We start from the raw sequence: 18690 nt of genomic DNA, 5'->3' as shown, positions 1-18690 counted from the left end.
TGTGGTTTCATATGAAGGGAGAGAAATACTCATGTCATTACCATTAGAAGGCATTCGAATTTTAGATCTTTCCATGTGGTGGTCGGGTCCATTTTGTACGTCATATTTAGGAGCCCAGGGAGCAGAAGTTATTAAAGTAGAATCGATTCAAGCTCCGGATGGATTTAGATTTGTATCAACTAAACCCGGGAAAGACTGGTGGGAATTAGGACCTCAATTTAATGCTGCCAATATGAACAAAATGGGTATCACATTAAATTTAAACGAATCTAAAGGTATAGAAATTTTCAAAAGTCTATTAAAAGAAAGCGATGTCGTTATTGAGAATTTCACTTCTAAAGTAATGGAGAAATTTGGCCTTACGTATGAAATGATCAAAGAAATCAATCCGAAAATAATTATGCTTTCTATGCCTGCATACGGTAAAACCGGACCTTATGGCGAACAACCGGGATTTGCCTATACTTTTGAGATCTTGTCAGGGATCGCACAAACAAATGGGTATGAGGGAGAAAAGCCACTAATTATTTCAGGTACAGGGGATGTTATTTCTGGATCACATACAGTGTTTGCTCTATTGTCTGCATTAGAATATAGAGAAAAAACTGGAAGAGGTCAGTTCATAGAAGTAGCCCAAGTTGAAACGTGTATCAATTTAGTGGGTCAACCTCTTTTGGATGTTTCCTTGAATGGAAATAACTGGGGATGTTTGGGTAATCGTCAACCTAATATGGCACCTCATGGTATCTATCGGAGTAAAGGAGAAGATTCATGGGTAGCGATCGCGGTTACAAATGAAGAAGAATGGAAAAACTTTTGCAAAGCGATTGGTGAGCCAACATGGTCAAAAGAAGAACGTTTTCAAACTGCAGAAGAGCGTTGTCAACATCAAGACGAATTAGATTCTTTGGTGGAAAACTGGACACATCAATTTGGAAATTATGAAGCTACAAATTTATTACAATCAGTAGGTGTCAACGCAGGTCCTGTATTAAATGTGAATGAAATGGAAAACGATCCTTTTTTACAAGATATGTACCAAGAAGTTACACACGATATTACTGGTACGCATAAATATCCTGCTTGGCCAATAAAGTTTTCTGGCGAACGTGTTCAACATAAAAGCCCTACCCCCATTTTAGGTCAACATAATGATTATGTACTTAGCCAAATATTGAAATTAACGAAAGAAGAAATTGACGCGCTAAAAGTAGAAAATATTATTGGTTCAGTGCCACTTGGAGCAATGACCACCGTATAAAACCTATGCTATAACGGGAAAGGAAGAGAATTATAATGGACGTAAAGGTTGGAACTAAATATATGTGTGCTACTTGTAAGAGTGAATTTATCGTTACAAAAGCACCACCCCAAACTGTTTTGAAATGCTGTCAGAAGCAGCTAGAAAAGAAGTGAATATAAAAATTGAATGGCATTAAAGTACTGTAAGATGAAAAAGGAGATAATCAAAATGGCCAATCAACTAGGAAAAAGATTTGAATGTAAAGTATGTGGTGGGGAAATATTATGTACAAAATCAGGTGAAGGAGCGGTTCAATGTTGCGAGCAAGAAATGCAAATAAAACAACCAGTTTCATTACCGACAGCTGATTAAAATAATGAAGTTTAGTATAAATTGATTGCGATAATGAGGTGATCTATATGGGGAATGACTGTACACATTATTTGTTGAAAGATTTAAGGATTTTAGATGTAACAAATGGCCCTTCCGGAAGTTATGCAAGTAAACTATTCGCTTCAAGTGGGGCAGCCGTTACAAAAATAGTGAGTACAGTCTATTATCCGAATCTTTTTAGAGATGATAATAAATATTTACTTTATTATTCCAATCCATCTAAAAAAGATGCCGCTATTCGTTCCCTTCTTTCTGAACAAAAATGGGATTTAATTATAAAAGATAGCCACTCATGTGGACAGCAGCTCAGTTCGCAAGCGATCCAAATTTTGAATCAAAAAGAAGATCTTGTTTGTATAACGATTCAATTTCCCGAAGAAGTAGATGTTGACGAAGAACAATCACTTCAAGCGATAGCTGGGTGGAGAACTTCCACAGGAGATCCCGAAAAGGAGCCCCTAACGATTGGGGGCTATCCAGCTGCTTATTTAGTTGGAGCCCATGCAGCCACAGCTGGCCTGTTTGCGTTATTAGAAAGAAATTGGACGGATAAGGGTAGGGAAGTTTATATAGACGCATTGATAATCGCGGTTAGTGCTTTAGAGGGTGCTTATTCAAAATTTAAAGCAGCGCAAATAGTTCACCATAGAGTAGGAAATCGCCACCGGTATATGGCGCCAATGGCTATCTTTCCAACCATTGATGGAAATGCTTTTATTGGAGCGCCTGTAGATGAGCAATGGGATTTATTCACACGATGGATGGGAGTGGAAAATAAGTCCCATTGGAATACAAATGATGGTCGTTTAAATCACTATGAAGAAATAGAAAGTTTGATATTGGGTTGGTCCAAAAAAATGACAAAGGAAGAACTGTTTGAAACTGGTCAAGCGTTTAGAATGCCTTTTGGGAAAGTGCAAACTTTTGAAGAATTAGATGACTGTCCTCAATTACAACATAGACAACTTATATCCCATAAAAATGGGGGGAAGTACATTCTACCTCCTTTTAAAATTTCGAAGCACCAATTAAACAGTTCAACTTCATATTCAAAACCACCAGTTGAATCTTGGAATAAACTTCGCATTATCGACTTAACTAGTATGTGGTCTGGTCCTTACTGTTCTCGACTATTAGCTGATCAAGGTGCAGAAGTTATTAAAGTGGAGGCTCCCCATCGTCCAGACGGCATTCGTGCGAATCAAGATAATCAAGCTCCTTTTTTTAGGGAACTAAATCGTAATAAAAAAGGAGTTACACTTGATTTACGAAAGGAATCAGATCAAGAAATATTAATGGATTTGATTGAATCAAGCGATGTACTCATTGAAAACTATAGTCCGCGTGTAATGAAGAACTTCGGATTGACGTCAGAAGTTTTACGACAGAGAAATGAACAACTCATCATTATCTCACTTTCTGCATTTGGCCAGACAGGACCCTACAGGGATTTCGTGGGATACGGACCAACTTTGGAAGCGATGTCTGGCATTGCTTCCCTTACATTTTATCAAGATGAAACTCCGTGGCTTCCTGGATTTTCGATTAGTGATATTGGAGCTGGGATACACGGCGCTTTTGCTTTAGGGGCTACTTTATTCTCTAGAAGCATATATGGAGCAGGGTTTACCATTGACGTATCACAATATGAAACAGCCATTCAATTTATAGGAGACCGTATAATAGAAGGGAATAAGTCACAGCCACCAGATAAAAAAGTTTTTGAACAATCAATAGCCGATTTAGTGAGAAATCTAAGATTAGACTTCTACATTGGCATAAAAGGGGAACCAACACTAGGAATGCCGTGGAAAAGTGAAGGCTGGGAGAGACATTCTAAATTGGCAGCACCACTGCTCGGTGAACATAATGATGAAATAAAAAAAAGAAAAAAGGGTGACCGCTATGAAATATTGTATTATTGATGTATCTATTGAAAACGAAGTTGCCCAAGTTTTACTAAACAATGGGGAAAATGGAAATGTATTAAATGCAGAAATGGCTCAAGAGTTGGCAGCAATAGCTACAGAGTTATCACATCGTGAAGATATTAAAGTAGTTGTTCTAGGGGCTCGGGGAAAAAGTTTTAGCTGTTGGAACCCTCAAATAGAAAACCCGACAATAGAAGATGATCTATATGCAACTATTGCCCTGTCTAACAATGCAATTGAACAATGGGCGCGTATTCCACATCCGGTTATTGTAGCAATTGAAGGAGAATGCTCTTCACTAGGGCTTAGTTTAGCATGTGTTGCTGATGTAAGGTATGCATCCGACACGGCTTTTTTTTCAGTTCCTGAATCTAAACACGGCCTAATTCCAACAGGGGGGATTACGCAACGCCTACCACGTATTATAGGGAAAGGGCCTGCAATGTCTATGCTGCTTGGTGGAGAAGTTATTCAATCATCAGAGGCGAAGCAGTTGGGACTAATCAATAAAATTGTAGATAAACAATCCGTTTGGGAAGCGGCATGTCAAGAAGCCCAAGAGCTTGCCAAGTTATCTAGTCTATCTATGCAATATACGAAGGAATGTTTGTTAAGGGGCAGTGAGTTGTCATTTGAACAAGCATTGCGTTTGGAATTAGATATCTATATGCTATTATCCACAAGCGAAGATCGAATGGAAGGCGTACAGGCCTTTTTAGAGAAACGTCCTGCACAATTTACGGGGAAATAAACATAAGAATTTTGATACTATCCGTGGACGTGAGAATGGAGGATGGAAGATGAATAATAGTGCGGTTTTAATGGAAAAAGATGAAAATATAGCAATTTTAACGCTGAATAGACCTGATGCTTTAAATACATTCAATGTAGAAATACGAGACCAATTATATCATTATGTTCACATTGTGAATGAAGATCCTTCTATTGATGCAATCGTTGTTTGTGGGGCAGGGCGTGGATTTTGCGCTGGAGCTGACTTAACGGAATTTGGAACTACATCGACGGTCATTGAGAAAAAAAGAATCCGATTGCAGCATGATTTATGGGAAGACATCCGTCGTATGCAAAAACCGATAGCGGCCGCCATGCATGGTTTTGCCATCGGTTCTGGATTGGAAATGGCAATGCTCTTCGATTTTCGTTTTGCTTCGCCAGGGACAAAACTTTCACTACCTGAAGCGCAAATTGGAATGCTACCCGCTGCAGGCGGAACGCAAAGCTTGCCCCGCCTTGTGAAACAAGGGCAAGCACACGATTTGGCAATCAGCGGCAGAAGAATCACCGCAGAAGAAGGTGTTGGTATAGGAATGATTAGCGGTATCATTGAAAAAGATATATTGGTTGAACAAACCATCTCCTATATGAAAAAAATAGTAACCCAATACCCTCAAAACGCTCGATGGATTAAAACATTAGTCGCAACGAGTAACGATATGCCAGAAGCTGATGGTATTGCTAGAGAAGGCGTTCTATTCAAACGTAGCTGGCAGCTAAAAAATCAAGAAGTTTCTGAGTAAGTAAAAAGGCGGAAGCACTTAGTCCCGCCCCAAAACAACTTCTTCAGAAATTTTTTGTGCATATGTTTTAACTAATTCAATATAATGCTGTTTTTTCTGATCATCAAATCGCGTCATCGGAAAATAGATTCCTATTGCTGCAACGGGTTCTTCAGTATGTTCCCAAATGGGGGCTGTCACAGCTCCAGAGTCCTGCATTCTTTCTCCGAGACTGGTGGAAAAACCCATACTTCGAATGTTGACTAATTTTTCTTTGAAAAGTGCCGGATCTGTAATTGTGTTAGGTGTAAAGGGTTCAAAGATTTTACGCTTAAAATAGTTTTCAACATCTATAGGTGACATATACGCTAAGTGTAGGTTTCCAGCTGCACCAATATGTAGATCGGTTTCTTCTCCGATAGGAATCATTACTTTAAGAAGTTGAGGGCTATATATTCCCGATAAAAAAATATGTTTATAGCCACTTCGAATCGAAAGATAAATAGATTCATTTGTAATCTGCGCTAATTCCTGTATGTATGGTTGAGCAATTGATACAATATCATTTACTTTTGACTTCCGTACTAATTGAAATAGTAGGGGGCCTGGATGATAGCGCTTCGTTTTTTTATCTCTCATTAACAAACCGCGATCTGCCATAGTTGCGACTAAACGAAAAGCAGCGGTTTTACTAATACCAATTTCGTCTTCAATTTCTACGAGGCCGATTGAATCATGTTTAATAAACATAGTCAAAAGGGAAATTGCATTGTTAACTGTATTTAAACGCTGCACTGGTTTCTCTGCTGTCATTTCATCACTCCATTAACTTTTTTACAAAAAAATGCCTTGTATATTAATTACTCAATTATAACGCAAACCTTTAGAGAAAACGATTTAATGTATGCGGTTTCACAAAAAGTTTATTTAAATATCTGAAAATACAAGTTTTCCAGCAATCCATGTTGCTTTAACAGCGATAGAATGTAACTTATCGATAGGATAAGTAAGGGGATTTTGATTAACAGCCACTAGGTCGGCTTGAAAACCGGGCTTGATCATTCCGCGCTTATTCTTCCATCCCGCTGCTTCCGCTGCACCTGCTGTATAAAGATGTAAAGCGTTCCAACGGTCCAATGCTTCTTTTGGATTTACAGCTTGCTGTTTGGAAGTTTTACGCGTACAAGCTGTTTGGATACCGAGCCAAGGATTGAGTGAAGCAACTGGTGCATCTGATCCCGCAGCCATGGCGATTCCTGCTTCATAAAGGCTTTGCATTCTATATAACCATTCATGTTCTGAAACTTCAACATCTGCTAAATAACGGTCTCCATGATCATATATCAGACTAGGATTCGTCACAACGCGTATTCCTAAAGCTGCAATGTCTGGAAGAAATGCTTCAGGGGATAAACTTAAATGTTCGAAACGATGTTGATGGTGAGCATTTGGAAATCTAGATTGTATTTGTCTGATCGCTTCTATGGCTGTCCATGTCATTTCAGGATCAACCACATGAATAGCCAAAGAACTACCGTCTCTTTCAAATGCTTCTTGGCCAAGTTTAGATAAGTTATCGAGCGTAGGCACAATCTCAGGCAAGGCTTCCATTACAATTTTGATATGTCCAATTTCTAGTTTTTCACGAAAATAACAAGGAAGTTCTTGTTTAATATAAGCAGCAACTTCAACATGTTGCTCAAAATCAGTCATCAATTGAATAGTAATGGGCCAATTGTTCTGGAGTGCGGTATACCAAAACTTCGCATCTTCCAAACGATTGGTAGGTGTTGCGTCCAGAACAGCTGTAATTCCATATTTTAACAAGCGGGTTTTTAAATTCGGGACCCCCTTTTGAAGTTCACTATAAGTAGCATTAGGTACAATGTGTTGCGAGAGCCAAGCATCGCCGCCGTGAATCATTCCGGTTGGCTCGTTAGTTTCTGAATTTCTTTCGATATGTATGCCAGGAGGATCGACTGTGTTAGCGCTGATTCCTGCTATATTCAATGCTACGCTATTTAATATAGATACATGCCGAGTCACATGGCGTAAGCGAACAGGATGTTCTAGCGCAACTTTATCTAAATCATAGCGGGTGGGATGACGATTTTCATCTAACTGAGAAACATCATATCCGAAAGCGCGAATCCAAGTACTAGTTGATACTTGTAATGTTTTTGAATGAATCGCTTTCAAGATGTCCGCTATCGAACGTACGTCTTGGCTAGTACATGAGACAGCATTATTTTGACTAAGTAATGCCCGAAGATGGCAGTGTGCATCTATAAGGCCAGGTAATATAACTAAGTTATTACCATTCATGCGCAACCCTGTTGGAGTCAAAGGCCAAGAGCTAGAAGAAGATGGCAAAAGTCCTACAATCTTGCCTTTTGCAATAGCGATGCCGAATGCTTTCGGAAATTGCGGATCCATTGTAATGACTGTTACATTTTCAATTAGCAAATCAGCTGGACAAAGTGCTTCCATTATTTATGACCTCATTTCCATACTATGGTTACTGTCATAATTATAACATAACTTTTATATACAACAATTTGACAAAATAAAATGTCGCGGGAAGGATGTTGAAAATGAAATTAAAAGGAAAAGTTGCTTTTATAACGGGTGGTTCTTCAGGAATTGGAAGAGGGATTTGTCATGCTTTCGCAAAGGAAGGAGCTTCTATTGTGTTTGTTGGCTTAAATGCAGATAAAGGAAGAAAAACAGAAAAAGAACTGCTGGATTTAGGATGCGATGCTTTCTATATCCAAGCGGATTTACGAAATAGAGAACAATTGCCTAAACTAATTGATCAAACCATTGAACGTTTTGGGAAATTGGATGTATTGATCAATAATGCACACGCCACCAATAATGTTCTTTTGGAAGAAACGACTGAAGAGGATATGGAATACTCATTTGACACAGGATTCTGGCCGACATTTTTATTAATGAAACATAGCTTACCATATTTAATAAAAACAAAAGGAAAAGTAATAAATTTTGTATCTGGCGCTGGGTTGGTCGGTTTAAGCAGGCAATCTTCTTATGCTGCTGCAAAAGAAGCGATACGGGGGATTTCGAGAGTAGCAGCGAATGAATGGGGTCGACATGGAATTACTGTCAATCTTATTTCTCCAATCGCTAGCTCTCCTGGCGTTGCACAAATGGAACAAAATCAGCCAAATGCATATCAAAAAATGGTGTCTCTCATTCCTTTGAAACGTCTAGGGGATTGTGAAGAAGATATTGGAAGAACTGCAGTGTTTCTTGCAAGTAATGATGCTGATTATATTACCGGTCAAACAATCATGGTAGATGGCGGTACAATCATGGCTCGATAATAAACAACTACATGTTTTTGAAGTTGAGGTTGCGAGAGGAGTTTTTGAAATGCTAGAGGAAGTTGCTAACAAAATACTGCGATTAAAGGTGCCTATGCCTTTTAATATGGGGTATACCAATAGCTATTTAGTAGAAGGTGAAAATGGATATACCATTGTAGATACAGGAGACAATACTGAAGAAGCAAAAGCTTTGTGGGAAAAGGTTCTTTGTAAGGGGATGAAAATCGAAAAAGTGGTTATCACTCATGCACATCCTGATCATTTAGGTCTAGCTGGTTGGTTTCAGCTCAATTATGGCTTACCCATTTGGCTATCTGTTAAAGGATATGAAGAAATATTAAAGTCTCGCAAAACATTTGATGAAGATTACGTTAATCCCATGAGGTCTTTCGCGATCAGGAATGGGGCCATTCATTATCGTGACGATGAAGCTGAAATTGAACCGTATTATAAACTGGACACTTATCAATTTGAACCTGACCATATATTTGAAACAGGCTCCTTATTAAAGATTGGAGATGGTCTGTTTGAGGCAATTTGGACACCAGGTCATGCTATCGATCATTATTGCTTTTATGAAAGAGAAAGTGGCACTATTTTTGTAGGTGATCATATTTTACGTTCTATGAATCCATTAGTGACATCAAAGCATATTAATGATAATCCATTACAAGAATATATGATGTCATTAGATAAAGTTGCTAGTTATAAAACAGGCATTGCTTTACCGGGTCACGGAAAAGCAATCGTTAGTTTACCCGATAGAGTGGCAGAAATGAAAGTACATTATCAAAAAAGATGGAGACAGACCTTTGAGGCGATAGGGGAAGAAGGAAAGACTGCATTTGATGCATGTCAACTTGTTTATAAAGGATATTCAAATGGAAAACTTTTACCTGCCTTTATGCAAACGATTACAAATTTAATTTACTTGGAATCTATTGGTCAAGTTAAAAGAGTGGAACACGCTGGCAAATATTATTATTCTCAAGTGAAATCATTTCAAGAACTATATAAAGATAGAACTTTACAGAGTGGAATAAGGTTCAAATAAATTGGCATTCCTTTAAGCTCAGTTATAAATAAGTGACTAGTATCAATAAAATGATCAATCTCAACCTTGTCTTAGTTGCACTATAAGTGATGATAACCTGGTCTTGTATATTTCGCGCTTTCTTATCATGAGAATTACGAATATTCTAGTATGAATAGGACTTCTCATTGGACTATCCATACGGTGGCATAAGCCGTTCTAATATAGCACCTAATTATATTTTAACCTCAACTTAAACTTGAACATATCAACAGGGTAGTACATAAAAGACTTTTATGTTTAAGCGTTGATTAAAGATCATACGGGAAAATAGTGAACTATAGAAAAAGAATATAGATTTGACTTTGCTGATTCTGTGCATAGAATTTCTTAATATTTACATGATGTTTATCATTTTATAAGTAGTGTATCGTAAAAATAAGCTGTTCCGGTCGGTTGAATGACTGGAACAGCTTATTTTTTTGAGTAACTATATCGCTCTAGTATTGTGGATCTTGATTTTCTGTTTGAACTTCTGCATAGTGTCCGTTTTGTTCGCTTTCGTCCTCTACTGATTCATCCTCTAATGATAAAAACTCTCGTAATGCTTGTTTGTTCTGTTCTAAGTTAATCTCGAGAACAGCTCCAACTTCTGTGCGTAGATCTCCAAACGATCCTTCTACGGGAATGCGCAGTGATTCCATTTCGTTATTCTTCCCACCGGTCAACATACCTTTAGCAATTGTAAAGATCGTTTTACTGTCGATGTTCGTATCAATGTATGGATCAATAACGCCCATTAATTTCGGTATATTGACAAGTGTTTGTAAACTCATCGCTTCATCCTTCAGTTTCCCTAACGCTTCTTGTTGCCGTTCCACGCGACCATAATCACTGTGGATGTCGTGGCGGAATCGTACGTAACCGAGTAATTGTTCCCCGTTCAATTTTTGTTGGCCGGGATAGAGAGTTAAACCTAGTCCGTGTGACATCTCATATGGAATATCGACTTCAATACCGTCGGGAGCGATTACATCGACGATTTTTGAGAAACCTTCGAAATTAACAATCGCATAATATTGGACATCTACATCGAAATTCTGCTTGATCGTTTGTCGTACTAATTCAGGACCTCCAAGTGCATAAGCGGCATTGATCTTTTCCATACCGTGACCTGGGATGTCGACGTATATATCACGCATCAGAGAAATTAACTTCACTTTGTTTGTTGTTTGATCGTAGTGACCAATCATCAGAGCGTCTGAACGAGTGTCATCTTCGTCGCCTCTTGCGTCATCACCAATCAACAATACGTTAATTTCTCCAAATTGAGATTCGCCACCTTCAAAGTCATCAAAAGCAGAATCGTTAGTAGAAAAAGTATTACTGCTGTCGCTTAGTTCTGTATGTATTTCATTTGTTTTGTCACCGTTCGCAAACGAAAGGCCGTTTGAATACTGTGCTGCGACGTATCCGCCACCCGCTAATAGTAGCAAAGTGAATACCATGAATATTAATCGTTTATATTTTCTTTTTAGTTTTTTCTTACGACGCTTTCCAGTTTCTCTGTTTTCCATTAATGTCACACCTATTCATTTGATTATGAATTCTTTGTTAGTACGCTTGAAGCAATTTGGACCGCGATCGCATCATCCAGATACCCGACCGCGAAAATGTAGTCCGGGATGACATCCACAGGAATGATAAAGTATAATAATGCGCTGCCGATAATGGCTAGATCACGTTTTGCAACATCTTGCATTTTAAACCGTGCAAATAAATCTTTCATTTGATCGACGAATGGACCTACTCCGCCAGCCAGTTTTAACTTGTTATCAAAGTCATGTAGAATTCTTTCTCTTCCTTCAGTGGTCTGAACATATGCTTCATAACTGGCAAGTTGAAGTTCAACTTTTTCAATGGAGATATCCGAAGATAGAAGTTCTGATGTTTCGACCAATTGTTGAATTGTTTCATCATAAGCAGAATGTATCATCTGTTTATCATCAACCGGATAGCCTGCCGCTTGAAGTAACTTGGCTAATGGAATTTCTAAAATTATCGCGAATTTCTCCAGATGGTCTAGTGTTGCTTTGCGCTTGTCATTGATGATCCTAGAGATGGTTGAAGTATCAATATCTGTAAGTTCGCTTAGTTTGCGCATGGACAATGAACGTTCTTCTAACACTTCACGCAATAACTGCCCGACAGACAGACCAAGACTAGCTTCTGACATGACACTACCCCTCCATTTCTACAACGACGGTAAAAATATTTACTTCTCTCAAAATAATAAATGTTTGTTGACAAATTGTCAACAGTTATAAACAAGGATCTTTTTTTGTCGAAAAACGTCTGCAGCTGAACATATTAAAGTTTGGCCGAATCTTAATCGATAGGTTTTATCGAACGGTTATTTTATAATAGATATATATAGAAAGAGAGGATATAGAATGATAGCCAATCAGGTTTTTGATGCGGAACGCTTCATTTTTATTGCCAAATGCAATCCTCATGTTATCCATCTTCATTCATGTTCAAATGGATCGAACGAAATAATTGAAACGGCTCTTAGCAACTATACGTCTTGCTGGTGTTCTGTTAATCATTAACAGAATATTCTTTATACCGAATAATTTAGAGTGGTTCATAGCAAATATTCCACAATAAAAGGAGGAATCACCATGATGAAAAAAATCGCTTTGTTGTTAGTTATCGTTACTGTTATGAGCGCTTGTTCTTCTGCCGAAAAAGAAAGTGGCGCAAATAGCATTACCTTGCAAGATATTAAAGGGGAAACCGTTAGCCTTGCCGACTATGAAGGCCGAAAAGTGTATGTAAAGTTCTGGGCTTCTTGGTGTCCGATCTGTCTTGCAGGCCTAGATGAAGTCAATACGTTGGCTAAAGATTCAACTGATTTTGAAGTGCTGACTGTCGTAGCACCTGGATTTAATAATGAAAAGAAACACGATGAATTTATCAGATGGTTCAAAGGTGTTCAACATGTAGATGCTTTGCCGGTGTTTTTAAATGATGGCGGAAGTCTAGCCCAAGAATTCAATGTAAAAGGCTATCCAACATCGGCTTTTATTGATACGAAAGGGAATTTGGTTCGATCACAGCCAGGCCACCTATCAAACGATCAAATTATCGATGCTATGTCACAAATTGATTAACGAAAGGAGATCATTTTATGAAATTGAAAATGATACTTGGTTTACTCGGTATTTTGTTACTTACAGGATGTGGCATAGGTAAAACAGATTCCTCATCTAGCCCAAGTTCACTGACTGCTTCTTCAGGTACCGTATATCCCGCCAATCCCAATGATGATATAGAATTTGATGAAAATAATCTTCAGGACATCTACTTGGCGGGGGGCTGTTTCTGGGGTGTTGAAGCCTATATGGAACGGGTCTATGGCGTGTATGATGTGACGTCGGGCTTTGCAAATGGCACGACAGAAAATCCAACATACAATCAAGTTATTACGGGCAAAACCGGTCATGCAGAAACGGTTCATGTACAATATGATCCAAAACATACAGATTTGAAAACGATTGTGGAGCACTTTTTCATGATTGTTGATCCTACCTCTTTGAATAAGCAAGGAAATGACCGTGGTACACAATATCGTTCGGGCATTTATTACGCGAAGCCAGAAGATCAAGCGATTATTGACGAAGTCGTTGCTGCCGAACAGGAACGTTATGACGCAGAAATTGTCACGGAAGTAGAACCGTTGACAAGCTTTACGCTAGCAGAAGAGAACCACCAAGATTATCTAGAGAAAAATCCAAATGGCTATTGTCATGTTGAATTCGATACATTGGAAGATCAGGAAATTCCATCTGTAATTGATGCTGCGAACTATCCTAAGCCAAGCGACAAAGAATTAAAAGAGAAGTTAACGACAGAACAGTATCAAGTAACACAAGGTAACAATACAGAAACGGCATTCTCTAATGAATATTGGAATACGTTTGAAGATGGCATCTATATCGATGTCGCAACAGGTGAACCGCTATTCTCAAGTGCTGATAAGTATGACTCACAGTGTGGTTGGCCAAGCTTCACGCAACCAATCGTTCCCGAAGTAATGACGGAACATATAGATAGAAGTTTCAATATGGTGCGAACTGAAGTGAGAAGCCGTGCAGGGGATAGCCATCTAGGACATATATTCGAAGATGGACCAAAAGATCGCGGAGGATTACGTTACTGTATTAACAGCGCATCGATTGAATTCGTACCGCTAAAAGAAATGGAAGCTAAAGGCTATGGCTATCTGATAAGTTATGTAAAATAATATATGCTGAATCCCAATAGAAGGAAAGGAGCCACTCTTTCTTTCTTTCTTTCTTTCCTTCTTCACAGGATTGTTAACGTAGATGGTGGTAAACGCATTGTATTATGCAATTCGTGGAATATCTCGACAAGCTGTGATCAGAATCGTTGTCCAATTAGTATATAGTACGACAAGGCGGTATAGGTATTCCCAACTTCGAAATGCATGTTAAACTCTATAACGGTGAAGAATATGAAGCTTCAGTAAGTTCTGCTAATAATGAAATGAATTTCATTCGACATATAAAAGAATAGGTTTTCTAGGCTGTATATTCATATAACTAATGAAAAAGAGAGGAAGGAATTTAATGCAAGAAATGATAGCGAAATGTAGAACAGAAGTTGAAGGTATTTATAAGAAATTTGATGCGAGTCATGATCTCGATCATATTGATCGTGTAATGAAAAATGCAGAGAAAATATTAACTGCAGAGCCCAGTGCTGATGAACTAGTCGTGCGTTTAGCAGTTCTGTTGCATGATGTGGAAGATGCGAAATATGAAGAGATGCATGAAGTCACTACGATAGAGTTACTTGAAAAAATAGGTGCAACACAACAGATTGCAAATAATGTGATGTCCGCGATTGAAAGTGTATCATTCAGTGGTGGTAACGCAAAAGATATTACATCAATTGAAGGCGCAATTGTCAGAGATGCTGACCGTTTGGATGCCATTGGCGCGGTAGGAATTGCACGGGCATTTGCATTTGGCGGAGCACGTGGTAGGAAACTTTACGATCAGCAAGAAGAAGCCCGAAAGGATATGTCTGAGTCTGAATACCGTAAAAAAGAAACTTCTACTGTTACGCATTTTCACGAGAAGTTATTATTGCTTTGCGAATTGATGGTCACGAAGGAAGGCGTGCGTTTGGCACAAGAACGACATGAATTCATGGTCCAGTTTCTACATCAATTGAAGTTAGAAATTGAATAATGTAACCCGTGTTAGAATGAATTCAAATTATAAGACATACAGTCTTGGAAGTCTGGATTATCAGATTTTCAGAGACTGTTTTTTGTTTGGAATTACTTTTGTAATATAAGAATGTATTGAGTACTACCAATCCATCATGATTACAGTAAAGAAGAAAATATTGTTGACTTTACACTCACACTGTAATTATAATAAATTAACTCTAATAATTAGACGTAATTATCAGAATGTAAGCGATTCCAAAAGGAGGAGTAATATGTTAAAGAAAGGTTTACCGCTGATTAGTTTGCTACTCATCTTTCTAATGATTTTAACTGGCTGTCAACTTAATGAAACAATACCTAAAGGAGAACAGAGAGTTTATAAGTGGCGTATGGTCACACATCAAATACCAGGAACTGCACGGTACGATGGAACGATATTGCCATTTGTCAAAGCAGTAGAAGAAATGTCAGGTGGCCGCTTAGTGATTGAGCCGTTTGGTGCCAATATTTTATTCCCGACAAATGAAACATTTGATATGGTAAAAAATGGTGTTGTTGATGTAGCTGCTGTCTATACAGGTTTCTGGACAGGTAAAGATCCTGTTTTTGCTTTAGGTGGAGGGACGATTCCTGGTGATCCGATTTCAGGCTTTGAAGAACATTTCTATCGTTCGGAAAAGCTACAGCCCATTATGGATAAAGCCTATGAAAAGCATGGAATTAATAGCTTAGGGGCATTCGATTATGCACCTGAAGAAATCTTGATGTCTCAAGTACCAATCCGTTCTGCTGATGACTTCAAAGGAAAGAACATTCGTGCTGCCGGAGTGGCTAGTCTATTTTATGGAAAACTTGGTGCCTCTGCTATTTCATTATCTGCACCTGAAATCTATACAGGTTTGCAACTGAGTACAGTGGACGCGGCTGAATTTAATGATTATTTGGTGAACGGTGAAATGGGATTAGATGAAGTATCAAAATATATTATCGAGCCCGCTTTACATGTTGGACCAAGTTCCGATAAAGAGCTGATCGCGAATCCGAAATCTTGGGAAGAGTTACCGGATGATTTGAAGGCGATTGTGCAGGTGGCAAGAGATAAAGTTCGCTATGAATCTGCTATTGCATATGGCGTAGAAAGTTCAAAAGCAAAGACTGAATGGATGAATAATCCAAACATCGAATTCATTCAGTTGCCTGAAGAAGATATTGAAGAAATGCGTGAAAAAGGATTTGAACTGTTAAATGATTATAAAGAAAAAAGTGAAGCGAGTAAGGAATATGTAGAACAATATGCTGATCTCTTAGCTGAACTTGGTTATATTGAACAAGCAAAAAAAATAGGTTATAAAGAATAGGCGGTGGCAGCATGATTCTCTTAACTACTATAATAGAAAAAATGTCGTCAATCGCTGGAAGAATCGCGGGCTATCTGATGATTCCACTAACGCTAATAGTCATCTATACCATTATCATGAGACGCTTTTTGCATGATGCACCAGATTGGGGTTTTGAAGTGCCGATTTTCATATATGGCGTGTCCATATTACTAGCGGGAGCTGAAGTGCTTAGAGTGAAAGGACACATCGCAGTGGATATCATTCCGCGTTTATTGTCTCCTAAATGGAATAAATTCTTTGGTATATTCGCTATGTTACTTGTGATATTAGTAGCATCGTTCCTGATCTACCGTGGGTCCCTTATGGCTGTTGAATCGACAATGATATTGGAGCATTCGTCTCATCAGAGTTCGTTTAATCCACAGATATGGTGGTTTAAGTGGTTTATTCCGATTAGTGGCTTGCTAGTTTGGTTACAAGCTTGGGTCGAAATCTATAAAATCGCAATTGGAGGTAGCGCAGATGATTCTACTATTTGAGTATGCCCCAATTGCGATGTTCGTTTTATTGATGCTGCTTCTGTTTTTAGGGGTACCAATAGCATTTGCATTATCGACAGTTGGTGTAGTGTTTGCGCTAATGATGTGGGGGATTGATAGTACTAGTCTATTAACTAGTGCTGCTTGGGGTGTGATGAACAATTTTACACTTATTGCAATTCCGTTATTCATTCTGATGTCCGTTTTATTGGAAAAATCCAATATCATCACCGATTTATATGATGCAGTCTACAAGTGGTCTGGTGCATTACGCGGCGGACTCGCGATTGCGACCATTTTAGTAGGTGCAATTATCGGTGCGATTTCGGGGGTAGTTGCAGCAGGTGTAATCGGTCTGGGATTAATTGCGTTACCGCAGATGATGAAGTATAAATATAATGAATCATTGAGCTTAGGATCGATCATGGCAGGAGGTACACTAGGACAACTTATTCCACCAAGTTTAAACATGGTCGTCTATGGCGCTATTACTGGCGTATCGGTATCTAGTTTATTTGCTGGAGGCTTAGGTGCGGGATTCATTTTAATTGGATTGTTTATAGCGTATATTTTATTCCGTGCTTATAAAAACAAAGATATGGCTCCCTCGTTGTTAAAAGAGGATCGTGCTACAACTCGCGAGAAGCTCCTAGCTATGAAGTCTGTCATCTTACCGATGGTTTTAATCGTAATCGTACTTGGTTCAATATTTACAGGTATTGCGACACCTACTGAAGGAGCAGCAGTTGGCGTTCTTGGTACTTTACTTATTGGCCTATTCACCAAACGTTTGAACTTAGAGAAGATCAATTTGGCGCTTAAAGAATCTACTAAAATGACGGGAATGGTAGGCTGGATATTGATTGGTGCGGCAGCATTTTCAGCTGTGTTCTCTGGAGTTGGCGGAAATCGTTTTGTTTCCGAAATGGCTCAATTGGCCCCTGGAGGTAAATGGGGGATCTTAGTTTTCTCTTTGGCTTTCATAATTTTACTGGGAATGTTTCTGGAAACAATGGCATTGATTATGCTTGCAGCTCCAATAATTTCACCTATTATTGCAGATGCTGGTTTTGATCCCTTATGGTGGGGTGTTGTCTTCATGGTAGTTCTTCAATTAGCATATTTGACGCCGCCATTCGGATTTGCGATCTTCTATTTAAAGAGTGCAGTGGGCGATAAGGTAAGTATCGAGAAGATTTATCGTGCAACTTTCCCGTTTATCATCATCCAACTCATGGCAACAATTATTTTTATTTTGTTCCCGACGTTGGCTACCTGGCTTCCTACTTTATTAAGTTCGAAATAAAAGATACTATATAATAGAAAAGACTCTTGATTAAATCAGGAGTCTTTTCGTTATATAAAAAACATGTTCATATTCATGCTAGAGTAATAGTAGATTATTTTTAAGTAAGGGATGGATGGAAATGGATGCGGAATTAGGAAAAGAAATTCATCGGATTCGAAAGATGAATAAATTGACGTTAAAAGATGTTAGTGTCAAAAGCGGATTATCCGTCAGCTTTTTGTCTCAAGTAGAACGTGGAATTAGTTCGGTAACTTTTACTTCATTGCGTAGAATTGCGGAGGCGTTAGGTGTTCATATAAATTTATTCTTTGAGGAACCAACGGAAAAATCGCCGACCAAGAAACGGACTATTAAAAAAACTGCTGACCAGCCAAATTTCACTTTTACAAACCTTGTAGGTGATATGGAAAATCCGTTATTTTTCCCCGCGCGTATTGAATTGAGGCCTGGAGAATCCCATACACATCCCTACGCGCATCAAGGGCAGGAATTTGTCTACATATTAGAAGGTGAACTTAAAGTGATTTTGGAGGATTACTCCGATACATTCTATACGAATGAATCGTTCCATATAGATTCGATGCAGGAACACGTCTGGTTCAACGAGACTAGCCAACCTGTGACACTGCTTGTGGTTAGTGCCAATGCAGATGGATCTTCAAATAAAAAATAGATTGCTTCTCCTAAACTCGATAGGATAGAATGAGGTAACTAGTAATAATCTATTCAATAGAGAAAAAGGTGACGTCTTGGACAGAAACAATCGATT

At 38.5% G+C, this 18690-nt stretch carries 18 protein-coding genes; 14 read left to right on the top strand and 4 right to left on the bottom strand.

The genetic code is table 11. The annotated features are described in order from the left end of the window. The first annotated feature begins 31 nt into the window (after nt 1-31). From SporoP8_RS02600 to SporoP8_RS02585, 5 genes are all read left to right on the top strand, one after another. Entirely contained in the window at nt 32-1261 is a 1230-nt protein-coding gene (locus SporoP8_RS02600; RefSeq protein WP_085131088.1) for a CaiB/BaiF CoA transferase family protein, read from the top strand. A 210-nt stretch (nt 1262-1471) separates the two neighbouring features. Beyond that, nucleotides 1472-1615, top strand: a complete 144-nt coding sequence (locus SporoP8_RS16445) for a desulfoferrodoxin (protein ID WP_099626813.1) — start codon at nt 1472-1474, stop codon at nt 1613-1615. Between the two features lie 47 nt (nt 1616-1662). Continuing rightward, the gene (locus SporoP8_RS02595; RefSeq protein ID WP_085131087.1) at nt 1663-3561 is read left to right on the top strand and encodes a CaiB/BaiF CoA-transferase family protein; all 1899 of its coding nucleotides are present in this window, start codon (nt 1663-1665) and stop codon (nt 3559-3561) included. Beyond that, nucleotides 3542-4318 (top strand): enoyl-CoA hydratase/isomerase family protein, encoded by a 777-nt coding sequence (locus SporoP8_RS02590; RefSeq protein ID WP_085131086.1) that lies wholly within the window; start codon nt 3542-3544, stop codon nt 4316-4318. Before SporoP8_RS02595 ends, SporoP8_RS02590 begins: the two co-directional genes overlap by 20 nt. A gap of 49 nt (nt 4319-4367) precedes the next feature. After that, nucleotides 4368-5105, top strand: coding sequence for an enoyl-CoA hydratase/isomerase family protein (locus tag SporoP8_RS02585; RefSeq protein ID WP_085131085.1), 738 nt, complete (start codon nt 4368-4370; stop codon nt 5103-5105). Nucleotides 5106-5123: 18 nt separating this feature from the next. Here the strand turns inward: SporoP8_RS02585 and SporoP8_RS02580 are convergent, their stop codons facing one another. Further along, entirely contained in the window at nt 5124-5897 is a 774-nt protein-coding gene (locus SporoP8_RS02580; RefSeq protein WP_085131084.1) for an IclR family transcriptional regulator, read from the bottom strand. A 114-nt stretch (nt 5898-6011) separates the two neighbouring features. After that, entirely contained in the window at nt 6012-7574 is a 1563-nt protein-coding gene (locus SporoP8_RS02575; RefSeq protein ID WP_085131083.1) for an amidohydrolase, read from the bottom strand. 104 nt (nt 7575-7678) lie between these two features. On the opposite strand from SporoP8_RS02575, the gene SporoP8_RS02570 reads away from it, so the two are divergent. Then, entirely contained in the window at nt 7679-8431 is a 753-nt protein-coding gene (locus tag SporoP8_RS02570) for an SDR family NAD(P)-dependent oxidoreductase (protein WP_085131082.1), read from the top strand. A 49-nt stretch (nt 8432-8480) separates the two neighbouring features. Then, complete coding sequence (locus tag SporoP8_RS02565; protein ID WP_158232288.1) at nt 8481-9488, top strand: MBL fold metallo-hydrolase; 1008 nt, start codon at nt 8481-8483, stop codon at nt 9486-9488. A 479-nt stretch (nt 9489-9967) separates the two neighbouring features. Here SporoP8_RS02565 and SporoP8_RS02560 read toward each other — a convergent pair whose 3' ends face one another. Beyond that, nucleotides 9968-11044: an LCP family protein gene (locus SporoP8_RS02560; RefSeq protein WP_085131080.1), complete on the bottom strand. Its 1077-nt coding sequence runs from the start codon at nt 11042-11044 to the stop codon at nt 9968-9970. Between the two features lie 23 nt (nt 11045-11067). Next, the gene (locus tag SporoP8_RS02555) at nt 11068-11703 is read right to left on the bottom strand and encodes a DUF1232 domain-containing protein (RefSeq protein ID WP_085131079.1); all 636 of its coding nucleotides are present in this window, start codon (nt 11701-11703) and stop codon (nt 11068-11070) included. A gap of 448 nt (nt 11704-12151) precedes the next feature. Between SporoP8_RS02555 and SporoP8_RS02550 the strand changes: the two genes are divergently transcribed. From SporoP8_RS02550 to SporoP8_RS02520, 7 genes are all read left to right on the top strand, one after another. Continuing rightward, entirely contained in the window at nt 12152-12643 is a 492-nt protein-coding gene (locus SporoP8_RS02550) for a redoxin domain-containing protein (protein ID WP_085131078.1), read from the top strand. A gap of 17 nt (nt 12644-12660) precedes the next feature. Continuing rightward, nucleotides 12661-13776: a peptide-methionine (R)-S-oxide reductase MsrB gene (msrB, locus tag SporoP8_RS02545; RefSeq protein WP_085131077.1), complete on the top strand. Its 1116-nt coding sequence runs from the start codon at nt 12661-12663 to the stop codon at nt 13774-13776. A gap of 346 nt (nt 13777-14122) precedes the next feature. Continuing rightward, nucleotides 14123-14749, top strand: coding sequence for an HD domain-containing protein (locus SporoP8_RS02540; protein WP_085131076.1), 627 nt, complete (start codon nt 14123-14125; stop codon nt 14747-14749). 256 nt (nt 14750-15005) lie between these two features. Continuing rightward, nucleotides 15006-16091, top strand: a complete 1086-nt coding sequence (dctP, locus tag SporoP8_RS02535) for a TRAP transporter substrate-binding protein DctP (RefSeq protein WP_158232289.1) — start codon at nt 15006-15008, stop codon at nt 16089-16091. A gap of 11 nt (nt 16092-16102) precedes the next feature. Continuing rightward, nucleotides 16103-16612 (top strand): TRAP transporter small permease subunit, encoded by a 510-nt coding sequence (locus SporoP8_RS02530; RefSeq protein WP_085131074.1) that lies wholly within the window; start codon nt 16103-16105, stop codon nt 16610-16612. Continuing rightward, a complete protein-coding gene (locus SporoP8_RS02525; RefSeq protein ID WP_085131073.1) occupies nt 16596-17918 on the top strand; it encodes a TRAP transporter large permease in 1323 nt (440 codons plus the stop codon). The genes SporoP8_RS02530 and SporoP8_RS02525 overlap by 17 nt, the downstream gene beginning before the upstream one ends. A 121-nt stretch (nt 17919-18039) precedes the next feature. Then, nucleotides 18040-18594 carry a helix-turn-helix domain-containing protein gene (locus tag SporoP8_RS02520; protein ID WP_085131072.1) on the top strand — a complete coding sequence of 185 codons (555 nt, stop codon included), beginning with the start codon at nt 18040-18042 and terminating at the stop codon, nt 18592-18594. Nucleotides 18595-18690 lie beyond the last annotated feature (96 nt).

The organism is Sporosarcina ureae (genome assembly GCF_002101375.1).
Classification (GTDB): domain Bacteria; phylum Bacillota; class Bacilli; order Bacillales_A; family Planococcaceae; genus Sporosarcina; species Sporosarcina ureae_B.
The sequence above is the reverse complement of the archived record's forward strand: the minus strand, read 5'-3'. Positions and strand labels throughout refer to the sequence as shown.